Raw genomic sequence first — 21,988 nt, 5'->3', positions numbered from 1 at the left:
TATGACATTAGAAACACAGTCGAAATCTGAAAAAGATTTTTCGGTGGCTCAAAAGAAGAATTTTGAAATTTTAAAGGGTACTAAAGATAGTAGTCCTAAAGAACAGATTAAAATTAATAAAGTTTTAGAGATTATTAAGCAAGGATTTGAGAGTTTCGGATTTAGACCTTTTGATACACCATTAATCGAATATTTGGACACATTAAAATATAAATATGATGAAGATGCTGAGATAGTTCAGGAAATATTCAAATTATCTGATAGGGGGGAAAGGGAACTTGGTTTAAGATACGACTTAACAGTTCCAATGTGTAGATTTGTAGCTCAAGAATATAAAAAATTAAAAAAACCATTTAGAAGGTATCAAATTGGAAAAGTTTTCAGAGATGGACCAATTAAAGCAGGAAGAATGCGTGAGTTTATGCAATGTGATGGTGATGTAGTTGGGATAAATGGTGTAGAAATAGAAGCTGAAGCTTTAATTATGTTCTATGAAACTTATGAAAAACTTGGAATTGATGGAATTTTAGAATTAAATAATAATAAAATTTTAAGAGGTGCTTTATTACAATCTGGTTTTGAAGAAAAAGATTTGTCTGCTATAATTTTAAGTATTGATAAATTAAAAAAGATTGGTGAAAAAGGTGTTCTAGAAGAAATTAAAAAGAAAAGTCTTGATGATGAAAAAGCCAAACTCGCAATAGATATTTTATCGAATAACTCTTTTGAAGAAATCAAAAAAGTATCAAAAAATGATTTATTAATAGAAGGAATTGAAGAATTAGAAAAACTTACAATTTTAATTAAATCTTATACAAATTTCCGAATTAATTTTTCAATGTCAAGAGGTTTAGATATATATACAGGCAATATTTGGGAAGCTTATGAGAAAAATGGGAAAATTAAATCTTCTATAGGTTCTGGTGGAAGATACGATAAAGTTATAGGTGATTATGTTGGAAATTCTGAAGTAATTCCTGCTTTAGGTGTAAGTTTTGGACTTGTTCCAATAATGATTTGTTTAGAAAAAAATGATGACAAAGAAGGATTAACTGATACTTTAATTGTTCCTTTAGATAAAAGTTTAGTTGAAAAATCATTTGATCTTGCAAATAAACTAAGAAAAAATGAAAATGTTGAAATGTTTTATGGATATAAACTAAAAAAAGCTTTTGATTATGCAGAATATTTGGGTTGTGAAAATTTAGTAATCTTGGGTAAAAATGATATTGAAGAAGGAGTATATACTCTAAAAAATCTTTCTTCGGGAAAAGAAGAAAAAGTTAAATTTTAACATTTTCATCTCTAATAAGTTAAACTAAATTGTCTTAAGTTAGTTTTTGCTATAGATAACATTGAAAAATGTTTAAACCTAATCCGAACATACTATATTCATTAACTCAAGACAATTCTATTGCTCTTGTTAATAAGTTATATATCTCATTAGTAAATGGGAATGATGATTTTTCACTCAGAACAATTAGGGTTGCAAGAAATTATGGATTAGAAACTTCTTTAGATATTGTTAAAAAGGATATATTAGTAAATTTTTATTCTGAATTGCTTAATTTAAATGCTGAATTGAGAAAAGAAAAACTCTCTAATGAAAATTTAAAAGGACTAAGAAGGATTTTAGCATATACAATTCACACTGATAACTAGAAACCTTTATATAATACATATTATTTATTTTTTATATGAGTACAGATAATTTACCAATTCAACCAACAATCAATATTGGTATTGTTGGACATGTAGATCACGGAAAAACTACTTTAACTAAGCTTCTTTCAGGGAAATGGACAGATACACATTCTGAAGAGAAAAAAAGGGGAATTACAATTAAACTAGGTTATACGAACTTTATTATTTATTCTGATGGAAACAAATTCAGTTCAAAAAATGAGGATAATCTAAAATCATTAAAGAAAGTATCTATTGTAGATGCTCCAGGACATGAGAGTTTTATGGCAACAATGATTTCAGGAGCAGCAGTAATGGACTGCGCATTATTACTAATTGCAGCTGATGAAAAATGTCCACAACCTCAAACAATTGAACACTTAAAAACTTTAGAGATTGCTGGAATTAAACAAGTAATTGTTATTCAAAATAAAATTGATATGGTATCTAAAGAGGAAGCTTTAGAAAATTATCAAGACATTAAAAAATTTTTAAAAGGAACAATTGCACAAGATTCTCCGATTATGCCTATGTCTGCTCAATATGGGGCAAATCTCTCTGAATTATTGAAAAGTATTGTTGAACATTTTAAAGATCCACAAAGAAATTTAGATGATAAACCTTTAATGAATATTGTAAGATCTTTTGATATAAATAAACCTGGAGATAGTTATTTAAAACTTAAAGGTGGAATTCTTGGAGGTTCCATACAAAAAGGATGTTTTAGTGTTGGAGATGAAATTGAAATTAAACCTGGATTTGCATATAGTAGAGATGGTAAAGTATTTTATGAATCAATTTATGCAAAAATTGAAGGTTTAATGTCTGATAAGGATAAGTTAGAAACTGCAGTTCCAGGTGGAAGTGTTGCAGTAATGACTGGACTTGATCCTACTAACACAAAAACTGACTCATTAGTTGGTCAAATTGTAGGATTAAAAGGTTCTTTACCTGAACCATTAACTCAAGTAAATTTTGAGAATAATTTATTTCCAAAAGTAATTACAAGTAGTGGTGAGTTTGAAGTTAAACCTTTTGTTCCAAGTGAACCTTTAATGTTAATTGTAAATTCACTAACAACTGTTGGTGCTGTAATCAAAACCAATCCTAAAGAAACAACTGTTTCATTAAGAAAACCTGTAATGGCTTTTGAAGGAGACCGAGTAGTAATCTTTAGAAGATTTGAAGGTAATAAATGGCGTATTATTGGTAACGGAATCATTAAAATTTAATTTTATTTAGTATATTTTTCTCCCTTTTTTTTTTAACTTTTTTCTATATAATATAAGATAATAATTCCTTTCTTACTATCTAATAATAAAATAACTTTATATTACAATTTTGAGAAAGATTACTATGTTTGAAAAAGGATATTTTTCTATTGAGCTTGCAAGGGATGAGTTGAACTCTTATTTTGGTGGAGGAATCCCTAAAAACTCGATAATTTTAATAGAAGGAGAGGATGGTTCAGGAAAAAGTATTCTTTGTCAAAGGTTTTCATATGCAATGTTAAAAAATAATGTAAAAATTTCTTATATTAGTACTGAGCTAAATACTTTAGATTTTATTAAGCAATTAAACTCACTAAATTACAATATAAATAATTATTTTTTGAATCAACAAATGTTATTTTTGACTATGGTTCCTTTTTTAGGAAAAGTTAAATTTGATGAAGACTTTTTAAAAAAAATAATGGAAAATAAAAGAATTTTTGAAAGTGATGTAATAATATTTGATACACTTTCATTTTTGTTAATTAAACAAGGTTCTGAAGAAAGTGAATTTTATGATATTATAAATTTTTTTAGAAAACTTAACAATCTAAATAAAACTGTTATTTTCACAATTGATCCTACTCAACTTGATAGTAAATTTCAAAATCTTTTAAGAAGTGTTGCAGATTTATTTTTGAGTATTGCAGTTAAAAAAATAGGTGGAGAAGTAATTAGGAACATTGAAGTTAAAAGATTCAAAAGACCCTATGGAATTTACAAGAATAGTATTCCATTTAGAGTAGAGCCTAAAGAAGGATTGATTATCGAAATCGGAAGTTATGCATAAAAATGGAAATTATAAATAATATTTTAAAATTTGATTTAATAAAAATTGTACAAAGTAAAATGCATAGCATTGCTTCACAATTCAATCAAAGATTGATGTGTGCCAAAAATATTTCATTTTTGAGTATGTCTAAAAATTTCTTTGAAATTTTTGCACTCTCTGAGGTGGCTCAAAAGTGGTAGAAAAACAACATTTTTCAAAAACATTAGATTTTAATGAAGCACAAGCTAAATTTTCCCATTTAAGAGAATTTGTTACTAAAATTTCTAAAATAAAAGGAGTTCCAGAATTTAGAACACAATTGGATAGGAGTTTAAAAGATGTTGAAAATCCAAACATTATTTATCCGGTAGGTGATCCTATTTTTATTCATTTAAGTCAAGAAAGTGAAGATTCTAGTAGTATTATTTACACTGTAATCATGCCAGAATTAACTAAAGATGAAAAAGAGTATTATGATGCTATTGTAGATAGAATAATTGAAGTAGCACATACAGCAAAAATTCCAAATACTCTTGAAGAATTAAAAGATGTTCTTGTAAGTTTGTATAATGATGTAGTTCATATTAGTCATCCTCCTGAAAAACCAAATTTTTTAAATAATCTTGGAAAAAAAATAACAATCAATGAAACTCAATATCATAATATTTTATTCAGTTTAATTAAAGATAGACTAGGTTATGGAAAATTAGAGCCTTTATTAAGAGATATGTATATTGAAGATATATCTTGTGTAGGTTTAGGTTCAATTTGGATAATTCATAAAGTTTTTGGAAGTATTGAAACTACAATTGTTTTTGATAATGATATTGAATTAAATAAATATATTGTAGAATCTTCTGAAAGAGTAGAAAGGCCTGTATCTGAAGCAAGACCTGTAGTTGATGCAATTATGCCTGATGGTTCAAGAGTAAACTACATCTATTCTAGAAAAGTAAGTCTTGGTGGTTCATCATTTACAATCAGGAAGTTTAATGAAACTCCTATTAGTGTACCTATGCTTGTTAATTGGGGAACTTGGAGTGCAGAGATGGGAGCATATTTATGGTTATGTTGTGAAAGTGGAGTTTCAATGTTTGTTTGTGGAGAAACTGCATCAGGAAAAACTACAACTCTTAATGCAATGACTGCATTTATTCCATTTGACTTTAAAGTGTATTCAGTAGAGCAAACTCCAGAGATTACTCTTCCACATCCTATTTGGCAACATTTAGTTACAAGAGAGTCTGGAGAAAAAACTGATGTTACAATGTTTGATTTACTTATTGCATCATTAAGATCAAGACCTGACTATATTATTGTTGGTGAAATTAGGGGTAAAGAGGCAAATATTACATTTCAAGCAATGCAAACTGGTCATCCAGTAATATCTACATTTCACGCAGGTTCCGTTCATTCAATGATTCAAAGACTTACAGGAGATCCAATTAATATTCCTATTGCTTTCATTGATAATTTAAATATTGTAATTATTCAATCTGCAGTATATGTTAAAGGGAAAGTTGAAAGGCGTGTGTTAAGTGTAACTGAGATTATTAATTATAATGATGAAGTTGGAAAAGTTTTAACAAAAGAAGTATTCCATTGGGATCATGGTAAAGATCAACATCTTTTCAGAGGTTTATATAATAGTTATATCTTAGAGCAGAAAATTGCAAAGCATCTTGGTTTAGCTGACGCAAGAGATATTTATAATATTATGAAAAATAGGACAAAAATTATTGAAAAATTAATTCAGAAAAATATTATGGATTATTTTGAAGTTGTGAAAATTTTAAAGAGATATAGGACTGATGGAGAAAGTTCTCTTCCATTCTCTTTATAATATAATTAAAATGAATCTAAAAAAATCCAAAATAAATTTCAAGGAGGTTAAAATAATACAGTCAAAAAATAAAGTTTTTTTCGGTACAATTTTACTCCTGGAGGTTAAAATAGAATGAACAAAAAAAATTTGTTTAAATTTTTAAGCACATTTTGTGTTTTAAGGAGAAACAAAAAATGAACAAAATATTTGCAGCAATTGGTGTAAATGATTTCAAATCATACTTAGAGAAATATTTTTTACCTATTTTTTTAATGGATTTTTTTATTCTTTTCATTTTTCTATTTGGTTTTCAAGGAACAATGTTCAAACTTATGGGTTTTGGAATATTTTTTGGAGTTCTTCTTTTACTCTTCGCATATCCTATAATGCTTATAGATAATCAATCTAGAAATATTGAAGACAATCTTCATTATTTTATCACTTATGCTGGTGCATTAAGTACAGTTAATTTAGAAAGAAAAGAGATGTTTAAAGATCTTTCTGAAAAAGTGAGATATAGGGAAATTGCAAACGCTTTCAAGAAATTAACATATCTTGTGGAGAGTATTAAAATTGATTTTTCAACAGCTGCATACAAAACTTCTTCTCTTTACAAATCAGAGCATTTTTCAAGATTTTTAGAGCGTATGGGAATTGCTCTTTCATTTAATGCTAATATTTCAAAATTCTTTTTAGATGAACAGAAATCTCTTATGAATTCTTATGCAATTGTATATAAAGAAGGTTTAGAGAGAATTAAAGTAGCACAGGATATGTTTGTATCTTTAGTTTTAGCTTTTGCTTTTGTTTTATCAACAATTCTTTTAATGCCTTTTTTAACTGGAATTGATGGAACAGTATTTTTACAATTCGGAATATTTGGAATCTTAATTCTTGATGTTATGGTTATAGCATTTACAAAGTTTTATTTGCCTGAAGATACACTTTATCATAAATTAGGGTATGATGATGGAAGAAAAAAAGTAGTAGTAACATTTTTCATATCATTAATATTAAGTTTACTTATAGCACCTTTTGTATTTTTTTTTGATGTAAGTTTAGCACTTAAATTTGCAATATTTTTAACACCATATATGATTGTAGGTTGGTATGCTAACTTTCAAGAAAAGATGGTTTGGAATAGGGATATTTTATTTCCTCCATTTATCAGGAGTCTTGGTGATGTTCATCAGTCAAAAGGTGGAACTCTAACTACAACAGTAGAAACTCTTTTACCTCACAATTTTGGAATATTAAATGATATGCTTATTAAAGTATATAAAAGGCTAAAAATAACAAAAAATAAATTTACTTCTTGGTATTATTTTAGTAAAGAGAGTGGAAGTTCATTAATTGCAGAATTTATGGATATTTTCGTAAGTGTTGTCTATAGAGGAGGTTCTGCTCAGGTTGCAGGAGAAATTGTAAGTGATAATATGAGTAGAATCAATGGTTTAAGAGACATTAAAAAAGAGTACACCTCATCTCTTAAAGGAAATATTTATGGTTCTTTCTTCGGATTTGCATTAACAATTTATATTAGTCTTTTAATTAGTATGCTTTTACTTAACATATTCTCATCAATGACTGCAGGCGTAGATGGAATGGCAGCAGAACTTATAAGAGGGATATTTCCTCTAGATGTAGATGCCAATTTAGATACTGCGACAAATTATGTAGCTGTAATTCTTTTAATCCATGCAGTAGGATCAGGATTTTTTGTAAAACTAGTTGATGGAGGAAATTATTTTTGTATGTTCTTTGATATAGTAATGTTAATGTGGATTGGTGTTGCTATGGAGATACTTTTAACTGTAATGTTTAAAGCAATGTTCTCCTCATATTTCGTATGACGAGAGATTAGAGTGTGTAAAATTGAATAAAATCCTCACACTTATAAATATAACTTAATTTTATTTTTTATGAAGTATTTATGTTACCAAGGATTCTTTATATTTTTACCATTTAGTTTAGTTTCAAAAAGCTCGAGAATTTTTTTTAAAGATTCAATAGATTGTATACTGGGAAAAATAACCTCTAAAAAATGTGAGGTTATTTTTGAGACTAAAATAAAAAGCAAGATTGTAGGAAGAATATTAAAAATTTTACCAACTTTTGCAAAGAATATAAGAAAGTATTTTAGGATTTATTTTAATATATTTTTCATAATATATTTTATTTTATTAATATCAATATTAATTAAAATGTATTCTATAATTAAAATCAATTTTTATTAAAAATGAAGTTTTTAAACAAAATAAACAAAATAAACAAATTAGATAAATTTAAATCTGATTTTGAAATATATAAGTCAAATCAAAATCTTATTTATTTTGATTCTGCATGTGTTACTCTAAAACCTAAATGTGTAGTAGATAAAATTTGTGAGTATTATAATGAATATCCTGTATGTTCTGGAAGAAGTACTCATTTTTTAGGCATTCAAGCACAAAATGAAGTAGATCAAGCAAGAAAGAGAATTCAAAAGTTTTTTGGAGCTAAGAATAAAGAAGAAGTGATTTTCACCAGAAATACAACTGAAGCAATAAATATAGTAGCAAGTTCATTTAATTTTGAAAAAGATAAATACATATTAATTACAGATAAAGAGCATAATTCTAATTTTCTACCATGGGTAAGACTTGAAGAACAAAAAAAAACAAAGCTAAAAATTATTGAAACTAATTGTAAAGATTTAGATTTAAAAGAATTTGAGAAATTCATGAAAAAAAATAAAGTTCAATTAGTTGCAATAAACTATATTTCAAATGTTGATGGTAATATTAATCCTGTTGAAAAAATAATTCAAATTGCTCATAAATATAACTCGTTAGTACTTCTAGATGCTGCGCAAGCAGCAGGTCATATTAAAATTGATGTTCGAAAATTAGATGTTGATTTTATGTGTATCTCTGGACATAAAATGCTAGGTCCGTCAGGCATTGGTGTTTTATATGCAAAAAAAGAAATATTAGAGAATATGAATCCTAATTTAATTGGTGGAGATACTGTAAGTGATGTAAATTATCCAAAATATAGTTATTTGCCTTTACCAAATAAATTTGAAGCAGGATTGCAAAATTATTCGGGAATGGTTGGATTAGGGGAAGCTACTATTTATCTAAATAAAAACTTTAAAGAATTACATAATAGAGTAAAAGAAAATTTAAATTATTTATTTAAAGAACTTAAAGATTTACCTATTGATATTATTTCAAAAAAAGAAAACAATTGTGGTATATTCACATTTATTCCAAATAATTTAGATTCAATCGAACTCTCATTAATTTTAGATGAATTTAAAATATGTACTAGAGCTGGAGCTTTTTGCGTTCATAATTGGTTTAACAAATATAAAAAACAACATGCAATACGAATTTCTCTAAATATTTATAATACTAAAGAAGATTGTATAAAATTAGTTGGAGTATTAAAAAATATAGTATAATTTTTTAAGGTTTAAAAATACTTAAAAAATCATTTCCCATTCCAAAAATTAGAGCAAGACTAATAAATATTATAACTATAATTAAAATTAATTTTACTGTACTCTCAGTTATTGCTTTTTTATTTTTTAAAAAATAATTATAAATTATAGGAGTTTTCATTTTATCCATTTTTTATTCTTTCTCCTTAAGAGATGTATGTAATTTATTAGCTTTTAGTTTAAACTTTGAAAAATATTTTCCTAAAAATAACATTATTATAGTAGATATAACAAGCATTATCATAATTATATTTTTATTTGAATCATAAACATCCCAAGTATAAAATACTGCAAATATATAAATTGAAACAGATGCTACAAATAAAACTAAGAAGAATTTCTTATATCTTAAATAATAATATGTAGCAAATACTATTGCTATAATAAACACTAAAATCCCTAATCCTATTGACCAAGTAGCTCCCACCATTATACATCAATCCTCCTTAAATAATCCCCAATTAAAAACAAAATTATTGCAATTGAGAAATATATAATTGCATTTATTGCTAAAGTAATATTTAAATAATTTATAATAAAATATCCAATAGCCGTAAAAAGGAAAAAGAATCCAATACTATAGAATACACTTTGAATTTCCATTTTTTTACATAGTAATAAAATTGGTTAGAAATCAATTTTTAGATTTCTATTCCCATTTATATAAAATTGTAGTCTTTAATGTTTTTAAATTTATTGTTTTTTAAGAAATAAATTCCTCAATATCTTCAATTGAGTTAATTTCAGATAAATTTTTATCTTTTCTAAGCATGATGATTCGTGGAAAACGAAGAGCATAACCAGATTTATATGTTTGTGATTTTTGAATCTCTTGATATTTTACTTGAATTATAATTTTAGGTTCAAAATAAGTAATATTTTTTTCCTCATAAGTTTTAAGTGGTTCTAGTAATTTAGTTAAATTATCTATTGTATGTCCCTCATCTCCTAATTCTTTAACTCCTGAAGATACTTTTCCAATTTCTAAAAATTGATCTGAATCATCAATGTAATCATCATTTTTAACTCCGACAATAAAAGAAGAGTAGAATCCTGCTCTTTTCCCTGTTCCATGTTCTGCTCCTAAAATTACAACATCAATATCTTCTTTTGTCTCTTTTAGTTTAGCCATAGCTCCAGTTCTAAGTCCAGGTTTATATGTTGAATTTAGATTCTTAACCATAAGTCCTTCTGTTCCTCTTTTAATACTCTCTTTAAAAAAATTTTCTGCATCTTTCTCATTTTCAGCAACAATTGAATTAGTTGCTGAAAAAAACAATAAATCTTGATATTTCTTTAAAGCTGACTTGTTTTTCAAATTAAACTTAATTTCATTTCCATTTTTCACAATTCTAACATCAGAATTATCTAGAATTACTTCTTCTTTCGTAATTTCTGTTTTCTTATTGGTAAATCTAGTTAAGTCCATTTTTATTCTTGAAATCAAAATATTGCTTAGAAATATTATCAAATATTTCTTTTATTCATATATTATTATAATTAAATTAATCAGATTTATAAATACTACTATTTGTTATATCCTTATGGTTGAAGCTGAGATTTCGAATATGTATATAATTTTAATTAAGGTAAAAGAATTAATTGAAAAGGATAAGAAAAGTGAAGCTTTAAGAGTTTTGAAAACACAATTCAGTCCTTTATATGCTAAATTATATAATATTAATGAGGCTTTAGTCGAAGGCTCTTTATCTTATTATTTTGATTTTGCAAGAAACAAATTTACTAATTCTTGTGCTTTTCCTGTACTAGATGAGTTTGATGTAGGATTTACAAAAGAAGAAATTAAAAGTTTCTTTAATGAGGCATGTTCTGCATTAAGAATGATTAATGAGAAAATAAAATAGTTAAAATTATAATTCTATACTTTACGAATATAATAAAAATTTAAGAAATTTTTAAACACAAGAAAAGTTTAAACCTTTCTTATGCCTGGAATTAAATTCCATGGGATTCGTAAAGTTCAGACTTTACGAATAAAAACTAAAAATGCTGTATGATCAATTTCTTTTTGGTGTTCAGGCCTGGCAACTCTCTCCCAAACTCTCCAATGTCTTAACATTACTTCGGAAATTTCTTCTAGATATAATGTATTAATTTGTGAAATAGACTTTGTAATCTCTTGAATTTGACTAATTGAAGGTACATAACATACAACATACTGGCCAGATTTTAATCCAGATAGCTCTTTTTCTAGAACTGAAACAGGTTCAGGCATATCTAAGAATAATAAATCGTACTCTTTAATATTCTCAATCTCTTCAGCTAAATCTTTATTTACAAGTTCAACATTATCAACTCCTGTAAATTTAATATTCTTCTCAACAATTTTACAATGTTCTTCTCTAATCTCATAAGATAAAACCTTTTTAGTAAATTTTGCAAAGAAACAAGTTGCAGCTCCGCTTCCTGCTCCTGCTTCAACAACTGTAGAATTCTTATTGATTCCACTCCTAGATAAAATATAACCTAAATCTTTAGCCATAATTAATTGTGGACCTCGTTTATACTTTTTAGTTAAATCGTATCCATTTGCTTCAAAAATCATAAATTCTCTATTAGTCTGAGTTAATGCTCTTGAATTACCAGACTTAATGTCTTCTTCTTTAATAAATCCTTCTTTACAATGAAAATCTCCATTTTCTTGTGTATAATAATAATAATTTCCTGTTTTTTTACTAATTAAAACCTTCATATAATATATAATTCAAGTCTATATTATAAAATTTAGCACAATTATTACTGTTTGCCCCTAAATGAGAGTAACAAACATAAGTTTTATAAATAATTAATCTTCATTATTATTGTTACTATGAAATAACAACATCAGTAAAGTTTATAAATAAACAATTACTAATGAATATTACCACTCTAAAATGATTAGAAAGATGAAAACAATAAAAAGCTTATTTGTAGCAATTTTCGTATTTGCTGCATTAATGACAGGTGTTTTTGCAGACCCAATCAGTGTAACTGATTTAAATGTAGTTAACGATAATGGTGACTATGTTGTATTAGTTTCATTAGGTAATGCAAATATTGCAAGCGGAATAGTAGACGAGCTAAATGTAGAAATTGAAGAGCTTGGAACTTCAAAGAATTTAGGTTTCTTTAAAGTTGAAACAAACGAATCACAAGTTGAATTGTTCAATTTAAAAGACTTAACTGATAATTATGATTTACTAAAAAAAGGTGAAACATATACAGTTACTATATCAACAAGTACTAACAGTATGACTGAATCTTTTTTATTCGGTACTGAGAAAGATACTGAAGGATTAGACTTAATTATTGAAGAAGTAGAAGTTGATGGTTTAGAATTAAACGACAACGATGAACTTCAAGTAATTAACGGTGAATCAATTGAAATTCAATTAAGATTCAGTGCTTTAGGTAACTTTGATGATGCTAGGTTAAGAGCTGAAATTGTTGGTTATGAACATGGTGATATTTACTCTTCAACTGATGTATTTGCTGTTGTAGAAGGAAAAACATATGTTAAAACATTAACTTTAAACTTGCCAGCTGATATGGACTCTCAAGAGAGTTACAAATTAAGATTAAGTGGTGCAAACGACTTATCTGGTTTAACTTACAAAGATTATGTATTATATGTTGATACACAAAGAGATAGAGTAGATGTACTAGATTTAGTATTAACTCCTAGCTCAGGTGTAGAACCAGGTCAAAACATTATTGCTAATGTAAGACTAAAAAATAGAGGACAACAATCTCAAGATTCAGTAAAAGTAAGTATTGCTGTTCCTGGATTAAACATTGTTGAATCAAGTTATGTAAGTAACTTAAACTTTGATGAAGTTGTAACTTCTGACGATATGTTATTATTCGTACCTGAAGAAGCTGTTGCTGGTCAATATGAAGTAGTAGTATCATTAACTTATGATGATGGTTATACTGCAAGTACAGAATCATTTGCTTTAAACATTTTAGCTCCTAGATTAATTGCTGAAGATAACTTAATTGTTAGTTTCAATAACAATGTAGATTTAGTTGCTGGTGATGCAAAAACATTTGATGTTGTAATTGCTAACCCTAACTCAGAGAGTAAACCAATCTCAATCACAGCTTTAGAGAACGCTTGGGCAGATGTTCAAGTTAGTCCTAGTTTAGCTATGGTTGCAGGTGGTAGTGATGCTCAATTTAAAGTAACAGTTACTCCTAAATCTGCTGTTGAAGGTGAGAAATCATTAACATTAACAGTAAAAGAAGGAACAAATGCTGTAAGTGAATTAACTGTAAACACATATGTAGAAGGTAAAGCTCAAGTTAACTATGTTAATATTGCTTTAGCTGTATTACTTGTGATTGCAATTATTATCTTACTATCATTAGTTGTAACTATTGCTAGAAGAAAAAACGAAGGTTCAGATGAAGAAACTTCCTCAACTGAGGAATATTACTAATCCCCTTCTTCCGTGATTAGAATCCAATTTGGATTCTAAAAAATTAATTTTTAGTCTAGTTTCCTAGAGTAAATTAGTACTAAAATTAATGGTATTTATTTTTTGATTATTATTTCTTGAACTTAGAATTTTACTATGAATATAAATAGAATAAAGAATTATATTTATTGAATATTTTCAAGCCTTTTAAGGGCATCATAAACAGACTTATTTCTAATTTGAACATCTCTAATAGCTCTTGACATTTCAACAGGTTTCTCATGTTGCCAGATATTTCTACCAATTGCAAACCCATGAATTCCACATTCATTAACTTCTTTAATTTGAGCTAAGAACTCTTTAGAAGTATTTGTTTTAGCTCCACCTGCCATAAGCATTCTTGCCTTTCCACCAGCTCTAATTTGTCTTTTCATATCTTCAGGATTGCCATTATACTTCATCTTAAGCATATCTGCTCCTAACTCTAGACCTTCTCTTGCAGCATATTCTAGAACATCTCCATTTAAGTCTCCTCCTTTTAGTTTATCTATTTTTTTACCTCTAGGATACATCCATGAAGTAACAGGTAATCCGAAATCATGAGCCTCTTCTTGAACTCGTTTAAAATCTTCGAGAATTTTATTTTGAAACTCAGAACCTGGAAAATTAGTAAAACCAATAGCTTTAGCTCCAAGCTCAACAGCTTTTTTCACGCTACAAGTAATAGGGGAATAAGGATCTCCTCCAAGTCCAAGTGGTGAAGAAGGATTCAATTTACCATTAACTTTAATCACAAGATTAACCTTATAAGAACTTGAATACTTCTCTGCTAAACCTTTTTGACAGATAAATCCATCAAACTCTCCCTTCTCAGCAATATTAAAAATATAATCAGGATCAATAGTCTTTCCAGGTAAATCTTTTGGACCATGTTCAAGACCTTGGTCTTGTGCTAAAAACAAAGTTTTACCTCTTGTTTGAAGCTTATCTAAATTTTTATTTACTTCTCTCATATAAGTCATAGAAATTTATTAATTTATTTATTAAAAAGAATTTGTCATTTTTAAAGAGGAGTTAAAGATATAATCAATTAAAAATATCTACAATATTTTCAAATTCAGATTCATCTTTTTTAATTAAATTTGAATTTCCAATACTGCATTTATATTCTTGTTTAAGAACATCATTAACCATAGATTTTAATTCTTTCAAATCCTCAAGTTTAGTATTTAAAATTTCACTTCTTTCATTCTTCAAATACTCATAATCAACCCCTCTAATATAATTCATAGTTAATCTTTGAGACTCAGCTTCAAGTAAAACAGGTTTATCTAAGCTACTAATTGTACCTATAATATTTTTCCTAATTTCTTCTTCACTCAAGTCTAACTTATTTAAATATTCTACTAATTTATTATAATTTTCATAAGTCTTTTTTAAATTTGGATCTCTATATGAAATTAAATCAAAGCTACCATTTCTGGTTATATTTGCCATAGCTCCATATGCTCCACCCTTAACTCTTAAGTTCTCCCATAAATAATCATACGATAATAGGTTCTTTAATACTATGTGAGTTCCACTATATTTGTAATCAAGTAAATTGATATCGTATCCAATTCCAACATAATTAACATTAGAGTTAGTTAAGAATCCTTCATTTAATTTTTTAAGTTCAAACTTATATTCATAATTTTTAGTTGTTTCAGATTTCAAATCTAATTTATCTAATTCCTTGAAATTAAAATTTGTTGAGGTAATATTTAGTATTAATTTATCTTTATTGAAAATCAAATTATAAACTTCATATAAAGTTTTCATAATTTCATCCTTCTTAGTAGAGAAGTTTTTATCTAAATTCTTAATAAAATTATAAAAATCAATTCCTTTTGTTAATTCATTGTATTTACCCGAATTACTATAATAAGAATTAATCCTAGTTGCTGCATATGAATGTCCTGAATTTACTATTGAATTTTCATATCTTGATTTTACCTTTTTCAATAATTCACTAACTTTACCTTCTTCTATAATTATATTGTTAAATGTCTCATTTAGTAATTCAGCTAATTTATCATAGTTTTGAGAGAGTATCTTAGTTGATACAACTAGTTTTGGTTTCAAATTCTTCTTTAAATCTTGAATTCCTTCTAAATGGATACTTAGGTCTCCAGTATATATATTAATTAAATTAGCAAAATCATCAAGAGAATAATTCTTAGTTCCACTCTCTTCTAAAATTGCAGTAAGTAAAGATAAATATTGAATCTTATCTTGAGGAATCTTTGTTGCATCAAAATAGAAATTAATATAATCAATATTATTTGTATTAGTTTTATATTCTATTATTTCAAAATTATCCTGTTGATTTATATTAGTATTAATGAATTTAGGTTCTTTATCTATTTTCTCCTTATCTAGAACTTTAATAGTTTTCATACCTTCAACTGAGTCTCCGTCATTTTGATATTCATTAACTCTTTTTGTTTGAGTAATAATTTCTTCAATTTCATTTTCAGATAAATTCTCTTTATATTTTTTCAACTTATCTTTAACATCACTCTCAAAATCTAATTCAAGATTAGGTTTTAATATTAAAAGAGCATTATGATTATTATTAATCAAGTATTTTTCTATTAACTCTTCAAAATATTCTTTTTTAACTTTTGATTTGATATTAGTTAGTAATCCATTATACTTAATATGTCCTAAAGGATTCCCTTCGTATAACCATGAGTCCAAAATTTTAATATTTGTTAGAATTCCATTAGGCATATTCTCATCGTAGAATCTTCCTTCTTTTAGCATGAATTCTCTCTGATTAATCGCACCTTGAATTAACTCTTCATTAATTCCATTTTTTATTAAATCAATTAGAGTATCATAAACAACAGTCTTAAATTTATCCAAATTCTCAAGTTTAGTATTTTCTAAAACTAAATCAAATATAGGTTGTAAAATCAATTCTTCACTAAATCCACCATGAACATCTTCACTAAGTTCAGCCTTAAATAAAGCTTTTTTCAAAGGTGATGATTCAAATCCCATAAGAATTGATCCTAATATATCAAAGCCTAGCATTAGTTCATAATCAGTTGCATCTCCTATCACAAAATTCCATCCAAATAAATATTTTTCTTCAATACCATCTTTACTTGAACAAGGATATTCAATAACCTTTTCAATAGGATTATCAAAAGGTTTTTCAGTCTTTATTTTATGTACAAATTCTTCATCAAAATCAAAGTTAGATAAATATTTATCATTAATTAATTTTAATTCTTCTATAATTTCTAAATCACCATGTAAGAATATATAAGAATTTGTTGGATGATAATATTTTCTATGAAATTCTAAGAAATCTTCATAACTCAAATTAACAATATCTTGAGGATCTCCACCACTTTCAACTCCATAACAATTATTAGGAAATAATTCTCTCTGAGAATGAGAACATAGAAGCCTATTAGGTGTACTAAAAGCACCTTTCATCTCACCATAAACAACTCCACTGTATTTCAATTCATCATTTTTATCATTCAACTCAAATCTCCATCCTTCTTGTAGAAAAATTTCTTTCTCAGAATAGATATTAGGATATAAAACTGCATCAAGATAAACTTCCATCAACTTCTTATATTCTTCTGAATTAGTTGTAGAAAAAGGATACATTGTCTTATCAGGAAAAGTAAATGCATTAACAAATGTATTAATTGTACTCTTTACTACTTGTGCAAAAGGGTCTTTTATTGGAAAATTCTTTGAACCACATAAAACGCTATGTTCTAGAATATGTGGAAGTCCAGTATTATCATAAGGTGGAGTCTTAAAACTAATTGAGAATGTTTTATCAACTGAATCATTTTTCATAAACATTAATTTTGCTCTAGTCTTCTCATGTTCAAAAATATAAACATCAGATTCTACTTCTTTAAGTTCTTCAATTTCAACTAATTTGAAACCTTCATATATTTCATTAATTTTCAATTCTATATTTTCCATTTTTTAAACTTTAAATTCTCCTTTGTCATAAATTACTTTAGTGGATCCATCAGGTAAATAAGCTGTAACTTTTCGATTAGCAGTTGATACAATATCAGTATGAACTACGCTACAATTGAATCCTAATTCATCCCATTCTTCATCAGTTTTATCTAAATCTCCGATAAATGAATCCTTATATGAAGAACCAATTGCAATATGAGTATTTCCAAACTCTCCTCCAACGTTCTCATCATAAAGAGTATCTGCCATAAATTTAGTAATTCTTGATATTCTTGAATCAGTCAATGAAAACTCACCTATTTTATTGGCTCCTTTCGTTGCAATCATCTCTTTTAAAATATCTTCTCCTTCACTAGCACTAGAATTAATGATTAGTCCATCTTTAAATTCTAATTCTATATCTGTAATCTTATTTCCATAACTATAAAGAGGTTCAGTAAATCTAATTTTTCCATTTGTACCTCTCCAATCAGGAGATATAAAAATCTCATAAGAAGGAATATTAATACCTACTCCACAAAGCCATTTTCTATTTGAACCTAATTGTACCCATAAATCAATATCTTCTGACTCAACATGAACTTTTTGTATTTTTAAATCAGTTAGTTCATTACTTACCCTTTTAATTTCAGCATCAATTTTTTTCCACTCAGAAACAGGATCTTCTTTATCTAGGTAGCAGGCTTTAATAATCTCATCCCAATACTCCTCTAAACTCAGATTTGCTTCTTTGGCCATTGCTGGAGTCCCATACCCAACTAGAGTCCATGAAAAATTACCTGCATGTTCTTTATCATTCCTCCATTTCATATACGGACTGTAAGCTTTTTGCTTCAGTAGAATTTTCTTAGGTTCAATTCCTTTCAATTCATCTAAGTCATGATCTCCAATAATTTGTAATAAATGATCTGCTTCATCAATTTTCCCTTTCATAAACTTCTCTGGAAAAAATCCAATTTGTTCCTCATTACCAAATTCAAACATATCTCTAGCAATTCCATCTGCTCTTAAATCAATAATTGGGTTAGCTCCTGCTTTGATTATTTCTCGATTAACAAAATTAAGAATAGGTCTTGCGCATTCACTAATTTGAACTAGAACTATATCTCCTTTATTTACACCTTTTGCATTATTTAATCCAAAATTAACTAATAATTTAGCATACTTCTCGAGTATTTCATCACTTGGTTTGTATTCCATAAAATAAATTGAAAAGAAATACTTTTAAATATTATGTATTTTGTATGCAAATATAACATATAAACACATAAAATTTATATAAAACTTTCTTTTAAATATAATATATACTATTAAAATGGCAAAATTAACACATAAAAAAAAAGTAATTCTACCTGAGATGAAGTATGCTACATCAATATTTGATATTGGTAAAGGTTTGATGTTTGCAAATAAAAAAAAAATTGAAAAAGGAATGTGTTTAGTTATGCCAACAAGAAAAAATCAAAAATATGTGAGTGCAGTTACAATGTTTTTTTGTTTTCATCCAATGGATATAATTTTTATTAACAAAGAATTCGAAGTAGTAGATAATATAACCCTAAATCCTTGGAAGTCTTCATATGTACCAAAAAAACCTTGCAAATATGTAATTGAATCTACAAAAGATAAATTTAAAAATATAACTATTGGAGAAAAAGTAAAACTAGAAATTTAATCAATATTTAATTTTTCTTTAATAATTTTATCAATTTCTTTGAAAGTTTTAACTCCTTCAATTTTCACATTATCAATAATTATAGTAGGATTTCGAATAATATTATTATTCTCTGCATATCCTATTTCTTCTAAAATGTCAAATTCATATTTTTTTGTATTAATACACTCTCTAAATTGTGTATAATTCAAAGATAAATTTTGAGCAAACATATCAACATCAATTTCAGTAACTGTTTTTTTAGTAAGCAATAAATTGTGGTACTCCTCAGACATACCTTGTTCATCTGCGCAATGAACTGCTTGTGCATAAAGTAAAGATTTTTTATGAATATTTAATAGAGGATTATCAATAACAACATAATTCACAAGACCCGTATCAATATATTCTTCTTTAATCTTACTATATACTTTCTCATGAAATTTTTTAGAGAAAGGAGACTCATAATCTATAAAACCAATAATAGTAAGAGTTGCATTAGGATTCCCGAAAGTTATAATTCCATTAATTGGAGTGATTATCGGAGATTCAATTAACAAATCATAATCCAAGTTAAAATGGCCAGTAAATGACTCATATTTATTATAAATTTTTTTATCAAAACTAATTACAAAAACTAACATTAAAAGAATAATTAAAATAATACTCAATTTCAATGTTATAATTTTCCAGTTTCGTCTTTTATCAAATATATTCATTTTATAACTCACTCTCAACAGTAATATAAGGATTAGGCATTAATCCTTTAAGAGTTTTTTTAGCCCTTTTTCTGTCAACAAAACCTTGCCATGCAATCATTGCTCCATTATCCATACAATATTTTAAAGGAATTGAATCGTACTTTGCTCCTCTAATTCTACACATTTCTTTTGCCATTTCAACAAATCTCTTATTTGCAGCAACTCCACCAACAATTACAAACTCTTTCTTATTTGTATACGCAATAGCTCTCTCAGCAACTTCCATAAGCATTGCAAAAGTAGTTTCTTGAAGAGAATAACACAAATCTTCAACTTTATCTCCTTTTGAGAGTCTTTGTTTAACAAAGGAATGAATGCCTGCAAAACTAACATTCATACCTTTAATTGTGTACGGGATTTCAATATAATTAGTCGATTTCTTTGCTACTTCTTCAATCTTAGGACCTCCAGGAAAACCTAAATTAAAATCTTTAGCGCAAGAATCAAATAAGTTACCAAGACCTATATCTTCAGTTTCACCATACACCTTATAATTACCTAAATCATCTTTTGCAATAACTTGTGAATTTACTCCAGTAATATTTAAAAATAAAGGATCTTTAAAACCTGTAAGCATTAAACCAACTTCAAGGTGTGACCTTATATGATTAATACCTACAATTTTCACATCATATTTAAGAGAAAGAGTCTTAGCTACAAGAGCTCCAATTTTCAGCGAATTACCAATACCTGGGCCTTGAGAAAAAGAAATCAAATCTAAATCTGAAAAAGTTTTATCAATAGATTTTAATAATTTTTTAGCTTTAATTAAAACTGAATCAAAATTTGCTACATGAAAATCTGAAAGTTTTCTAGGGTCCATACCTACATTATTTTGAAATAAGGATTTTTCACTAAATAAAATTTCTTTTTTTTTTGCATCAATAATTCCAATTCCAAAAGTATGAGCTGTTGATTCAATTCCTAAAATTAACATAGTAAAAGATAAAGAATTTTAATTTATAAGACTTTAGTTAAATTATTATTTTATACTGTCCTTATTAGAGTCGATGCAAAATACCAAATATAACTTAAAGCAAATAACATCAATACTCCAAAAACACAAGAAACTGCATAAACAACTTTTAATTTTGTAATATTATGTACTTTTGAGAGAATAGAAATATTAACATATATTCCCCAAATTAAAATTGCCAATAAAGTAAGTCCAAAAATTGCTCCAATTATAACACTTTTTTGAATAAATGTTGGTGGTATTATAGTTAAAACTAAAGATGCTAATAAAGTAAATGTTGATGCACCAATAACATACTTGATTGTTTCTAAATATGTTCCTTCAGCTTTAAATACTTTCAAGAATAAATGTAATAATCCAAAAACTCCAAAATATATAAATGAAAATTGAATTAATCCGACAACTATAACAATCAATATAAATAAATTTCCAATAGTATTGTAAATTGCATCAAAAGTTGGATCTGTGCTAATTAAATATAGCACGCTAATAAGCATAGTCAAAACAGATAAAAACATTCCAAATGAAAACACACCTAAAAAATTAGTATTTTCTTTAAGATATTCATATCCTTCCTCAAATTTTCCAAAAAATAATCTCGTTGTATTTTTAATATAATTAATAATTCCCATATGATTTTACTACTAAAATTATTTATAAATGTTGTGTCCTACACTTGTGTAGGAACAATCAGATAAAAATTCACATTTTTGTAACCTTTAATCTATATGAAGAATATTTATAAACTATTTTTACGTTAAAAAAGTATGTTAAAGAAGTTATTGATATTTTTTTTATTTTTTTTGAGTCTAATAGTTAGTTCTTATTCTATTGACGTCTCTACTTGTCAAGTAATTTCTACTCCTGGTGATTATTTTTTAACTACTGATTTAAGCAGTAGTGCTACCTGTATTGAGATTCAAACTGATAATGTCAGCATTGATTGTCAAGGTCATTTAATTGATGGCACCGATCAAGCAAGTAGTTATGGAATTTATATATTTGGGGCTAGTGATAATTATCGTAACAATATTAATATTAGTAATTGTGAGATTAGTGATTATAATAAAGGCATTTATTCATCTTATGCCAATTTAAGTTCGTTTACTAATATCAATACAACAAGTAATTAT

At 26.8% G+C, this 21,988-nt stretch carries 22 protein-coding genes; 12 read left to right on the top strand and 10 right to left on the bottom strand.

Features of this window, described 5'->3' with window-relative positions; all coding sequences use genetic code 11:
• The first annotated feature begins 1 nt into the window (after position 1).
• The 8 genes from hisS (at position 2) to PF569_05205 (ending at position 8,999) form a co-directional block, all read left to right on the top strand.
• Entirely contained in the window at positions 2–1,294 is a 1,293-nt protein-coding gene (hisS, locus tag PF569_05240; GenBank protein MDA3855640.1) for a histidine--tRNA ligase, read from the top strand.
• Positions 1,295–1,362: 68 nt separating this feature from the next.
• On the top strand, positions 1,363–1,662 hold the full coding sequence (locus tag PF569_05235) for a hypothetical protein (protein ID MDA3855639.1): 300 nt from the start codon (positions 1,363–1,365) through the stop codon (positions 1,660–1,662).
• Positions 1,663–1,697: 35 nt separating this feature from the next.
• The gene (locus PF569_05230) at positions 1,698–2,915 is read left to right on the top strand and encodes a translation initiation factor IF-2 subunit gamma (protein MDA3855638.1); all 1,218 of its coding nucleotides are present in this window, start codon (positions 1,698–1,700) and stop codon (positions 2,913–2,915) included.
• A 124-nt stretch (positions 2,916–3,039) separates the two neighbouring features.
• Positions 3,040–3,744 carry a hypothetical protein gene (locus tag PF569_05225; GenBank protein ID MDA3855637.1) on the top strand — a complete coding sequence of 235 codons (705 nt, stop codon included), beginning with the start codon at positions 3,040–3,042 and terminating at the stop codon, positions 3,742–3,744.
• 2 nt (positions 3,745–3,746) lie between these two features.
• Complete coding sequence (locus PF569_05220) at positions 3,747–3,926, top strand: hypothetical protein (GenBank protein MDA3855636.1); 180 nt, start codon at positions 3,747–3,749, stop codon at positions 3,924–3,926.
• Positions 3,920–5,569, top strand: coding sequence for a type II/IV secretion system ATPase subunit (locus PF569_05215; GenBank protein MDA3855635.1), 1,650 nt, complete (start codon positions 3,920–3,922; stop codon positions 5,567–5,569). Before PF569_05220 ends, PF569_05215 begins: the two co-directional genes overlap by 7 nt.
• Before the next feature lie 176 nt (positions 5,570–5,745).
• Complete coding sequence (locus PF569_05210) at positions 5,746–7,404, top strand: hypothetical protein (GenBank protein ID MDA3855634.1); 1,659 nt, start codon at positions 5,746–5,748, stop codon at positions 7,402–7,404.
• 386 nt (positions 7,405–7,790) lie between these two features.
• The gene (locus PF569_05205) at positions 7,791–8,999 is read left to right on the top strand and encodes an aminotransferase class V-fold PLP-dependent enzyme (GenBank protein ID MDA3855633.1); all 1,209 of its coding nucleotides are present in this window, start codon (positions 7,791–7,793) and stop codon (positions 8,997–8,999) included.
• Between the two features lie 4 nt (positions 9,000–9,003).
• Here PF569_05205 and PF569_05200 read toward each other — a convergent pair whose 3' ends face one another.
• The 3 genes from PF569_05200 to PF569_05190 form a co-directional block, all read right to left on the bottom strand.
• Positions 9,004–9,168, bottom strand: a complete 165-nt coding sequence (locus PF569_05200) for a hypothetical protein (protein MDA3855632.1) — start codon at positions 9,166–9,168, stop codon at positions 9,004–9,006.
• 3 nt (positions 9,169–9,171) lie between these two features.
• Positions 9,172–9,468: a hypothetical protein gene (locus PF569_05195; protein MDA3855631.1), complete on the bottom strand. Its 297-nt coding sequence runs from the start codon at positions 9,466–9,468 to the stop codon at positions 9,172–9,174.
• Positions 9,469–9,741: 273 nt separating this feature from the next.
• Positions 9,742–10,467, bottom strand: a complete 726-nt coding sequence (locus PF569_05190; protein ID MDA3855630.1) for a hypothetical protein — start codon at positions 10,465–10,467, stop codon at positions 9,742–9,744.
• Positions 10,468–10,582: 115 nt separating this feature from the next.
• Between PF569_05190 and PF569_05185 the strand changes: the two genes are divergently transcribed.
• Positions 10,583–10,903, top strand: coding sequence for a hypothetical protein (locus tag PF569_05185; protein MDA3855629.1), 321 nt, complete (start codon positions 10,583–10,585; stop codon positions 10,901–10,903).
• A 116-nt stretch (positions 10,904–11,019) separates the two neighbouring features.
• On the opposite strand, the gene PF569_05180 is transcribed toward PF569_05185, so the two are convergent.
• Entirely contained in the window at positions 11,020–11,751 is a 732-nt protein-coding gene (locus PF569_05180; GenBank protein ID MDA3855628.1) for a methyltransferase domain-containing protein, read from the bottom strand.
• Between the two features lie 193 nt (positions 11,752–11,944).
• Between PF569_05180 and PF569_05175 the strand changes: the two genes are divergently transcribed.
• Entirely contained in the window at positions 11,945–13,480 is a 1,536-nt protein-coding gene (locus tag PF569_05175; GenBank protein ID MDA3855627.1) for a hypothetical protein, read from the top strand.
• A 164-nt stretch (positions 13,481–13,644) separates the two neighbouring features.
• Here PF569_05175 and PF569_05170 read toward each other — a convergent pair whose 3' ends face one another.
• From PF569_05170 to PF569_05160, 3 genes are all read right to left on the bottom strand, one after another.
• A complete protein-coding gene (locus tag PF569_05170) occupies positions 13,645–14,481 on the bottom strand; it encodes a fructose-bisphosphate aldolase (protein ID MDA3855626.1) in 837 nt (278 codons plus the stop codon).
• Between the two features lie 64 nt (positions 14,482–14,545).
• Positions 14,546–17,461 (bottom strand): insulinase family protein, encoded by a 2,916-nt coding sequence (locus PF569_05165; GenBank protein ID MDA3855625.1) that lies wholly within the window; start codon positions 17,459–17,461, stop codon positions 14,546–14,548.
• A gap of 3 nt (positions 17,462–17,464) precedes the next feature.
• Positions 17,465–18,664, bottom strand: coding sequence for an aminopeptidase (locus PF569_05160; GenBank protein MDA3855624.1), 1,200 nt, complete (start codon positions 18,662–18,664; stop codon positions 17,465–17,467).
• Between the two features lie 115 nt (positions 18,665–18,779).
• Here PF569_05160 and PF569_05155 point away from each other — a divergent pair, with 115 nt between their 5' ends.
• On the top strand, positions 18,780–19,139 hold the full coding sequence (locus PF569_05155) for a DUF192 domain-containing protein (protein MDA3855623.1): 360 nt from the start codon (positions 18,780–18,782) through the stop codon (positions 19,137–19,139).
• Here PF569_05155 and PF569_05150 read toward each other — a convergent pair.
• The 3 genes from PF569_05150 to PF569_05140 are packed head-to-tail and all read right to left on the bottom strand — an operon-like array spanning position 19,136 to position 21,487.
• On the bottom strand, positions 19,136–19,837 hold the full coding sequence (locus PF569_05150; GenBank protein MDA3855622.1) for a thioredoxin domain-containing protein: 702 nt from the start codon (positions 19,835–19,837) through the stop codon (positions 19,136–19,138). The genes PF569_05155 and PF569_05150 overlap by 4 nt on opposite strands.
• Position 19,838: 1 nt before the next feature.
• Entirely contained in the window at positions 19,839–20,816 is a 978-nt protein-coding gene (tsaD, locus tag PF569_05145; protein ID MDA3855621.1) for a tRNA (adenosine(37)-N6)-threonylcarbamoyltransferase complex transferase subunit TsaD, read from the bottom strand.
• A gap of 50 nt (positions 20,817–20,866) precedes the next feature.
• Positions 20,867–21,487 carry a YIP1 family protein gene (locus tag PF569_05140; GenBank protein MDA3855620.1) on the bottom strand — a complete coding sequence of 207 codons (621 nt, stop codon included), beginning with the start codon at positions 21,485–21,487 and terminating at the stop codon, positions 20,867–20,869.
• Between the two features lie 135 nt (positions 21,488–21,622).
• On the opposite strand from PF569_05140, the gene PF569_05135 reads away from it, so the two are divergent.
• Positions 21,623–21,988 (top strand): hypothetical protein (locus tag PF569_05135; GenBank protein MDA3855619.1); only part of this gene is annotated, 366 nt, incomplete at its 3' end.

The organism is Candidatus Woesearchaeota archaeon (assembly GCA_027858315.1).
In the GTDB taxonomy this organism is placed as follows: Archaea; Nanobdellota; Nanobdellia; order Woesearchaeales; family UBA583; genus UBA583.
The sequence above is the reverse complement of the archived record's forward strand: the minus strand, read 5'-3'. Positions and strand labels throughout refer to the sequence as shown.

Bases quoted from the DNA above. Each gene is read 5' to 3' on its own strand.
- PF569_05235 (MDA3855639.1), top strand. From the start codon at position 1,363: ATGTTTAAACCTAATCCGAACATACTATATTCATTAACTCAAGACAAT.
- PF569_05210 (MDA3855634.1), top strand. From the start codon at position 5,746: ATGAACAAAATATTTGCAGCAATTGGTGTAAATGATTTCAAATCATAC.
- PF569_05185 (MDA3855629.1), top strand. From the start codon at position 10,583: ATGGTTGAAGCTGAGATTTCGAATATGTATATAATTTTAATTAAGGTA.
- PF569_05170 (MDA3855626.1), bottom strand. From the start codon at position 14,481: ATGACTTATATGAGAGAAGTAAATAAAAATTTAGATAAGCTTCAAACA.
- PF569_05155 (MDA3855623.1), top strand. From the start codon at position 18,780: ATGGCAAAATTAACACATAAAAAAAAAGTAATTCTACCTGAGATGAAG.
- PF569_05160 (MDA3855624.1), bottom strand. From the start codon at position 18,664: ATGGAATACAAACCAAGTGATGAAATACTCGAGAAGTATGCTAAATTA.
- tsaD (MDA3855621.1), bottom strand. From the start codon at position 20,816: ATGTTAATTTTAGGAATTGAATCAACAGCTCATACTTTTGGAATTGGA.
- PF569_05200 (MDA3855632.1), bottom strand. From the start codon at position 9,168: ATGGATAAAATGAAAACTCCTATAATTTATAATTATTTTTTAAAAAAT.
- PF569_05165 (MDA3855625.1), bottom strand. From the start codon at position 17,461: ATGGAAAATATAGAATTGAAAATTAATGAAATATATGAAGGTTTCAAA.
- PF569_05230 (MDA3855638.1), top strand. From the start codon at position 1,698: ATGAGTACAGATAATTTACCAATTCAACCAACAATCAATATTGGTATT.
- PF569_05140 (MDA3855620.1), bottom strand. From the start codon at position 21,487: ATGGGAATTATTAATTATATTAAAAATACAACGAGATTATTTTTTGGA.
- PF569_05150 (MDA3855622.1), bottom strand. From the start codon at position 19,837: ATGAATATATTTGATAAAAGACGAAACTGGAAAATTATAACATTGAAA.
- PF569_05225 (MDA3855637.1), top strand. From the start codon at position 3,040: ATGTTTGAAAAAGGATATTTTTCTATTGAGCTTGCAAGGGATGAGTTG.
- hisS (MDA3855640.1), top strand. From the start codon at position 2: ATGACATTAGAAACACAGTCGAAATCTGAAAAAGATTTTTCGGTGGCT.
- PF569_05180 (MDA3855628.1), bottom strand. From the start codon at position 11,751: ATGAAGGTTTTAATTAGTAAAAAAACAGGAAATTATTATTATTATACA.
- PF569_05205 (MDA3855633.1), top strand. From the start codon at position 7,791: ATGAAGTTTTTAAACAAAATAAACAAAATAAACAAATTAGATAAATTT.
- PF569_05220 (MDA3855636.1), top strand. From the start codon at position 3,747: ATGGAAATTATAAATAATATTTTAAAATTTGATTTAATAAAAATTGTA.
- PF569_05190 (MDA3855630.1), bottom strand. From the start codon at position 10,467: ATGGACTTAACTAGATTTACCAATAAGAAAACAGAAATTACGAAAGAA.
- PF569_05175 (MDA3855627.1), top strand. From the start codon at position 11,945: ATGAAAACAATAAAAAGCTTATTTGTAGCAATTTTCGTATTTGCTGCA.
- PF569_05195 (MDA3855631.1), bottom strand. From the start codon at position 9,468: ATGGTGGGAGCTACTTGGTCAATAGGATTAGGGATTTTAGTGTTTATT.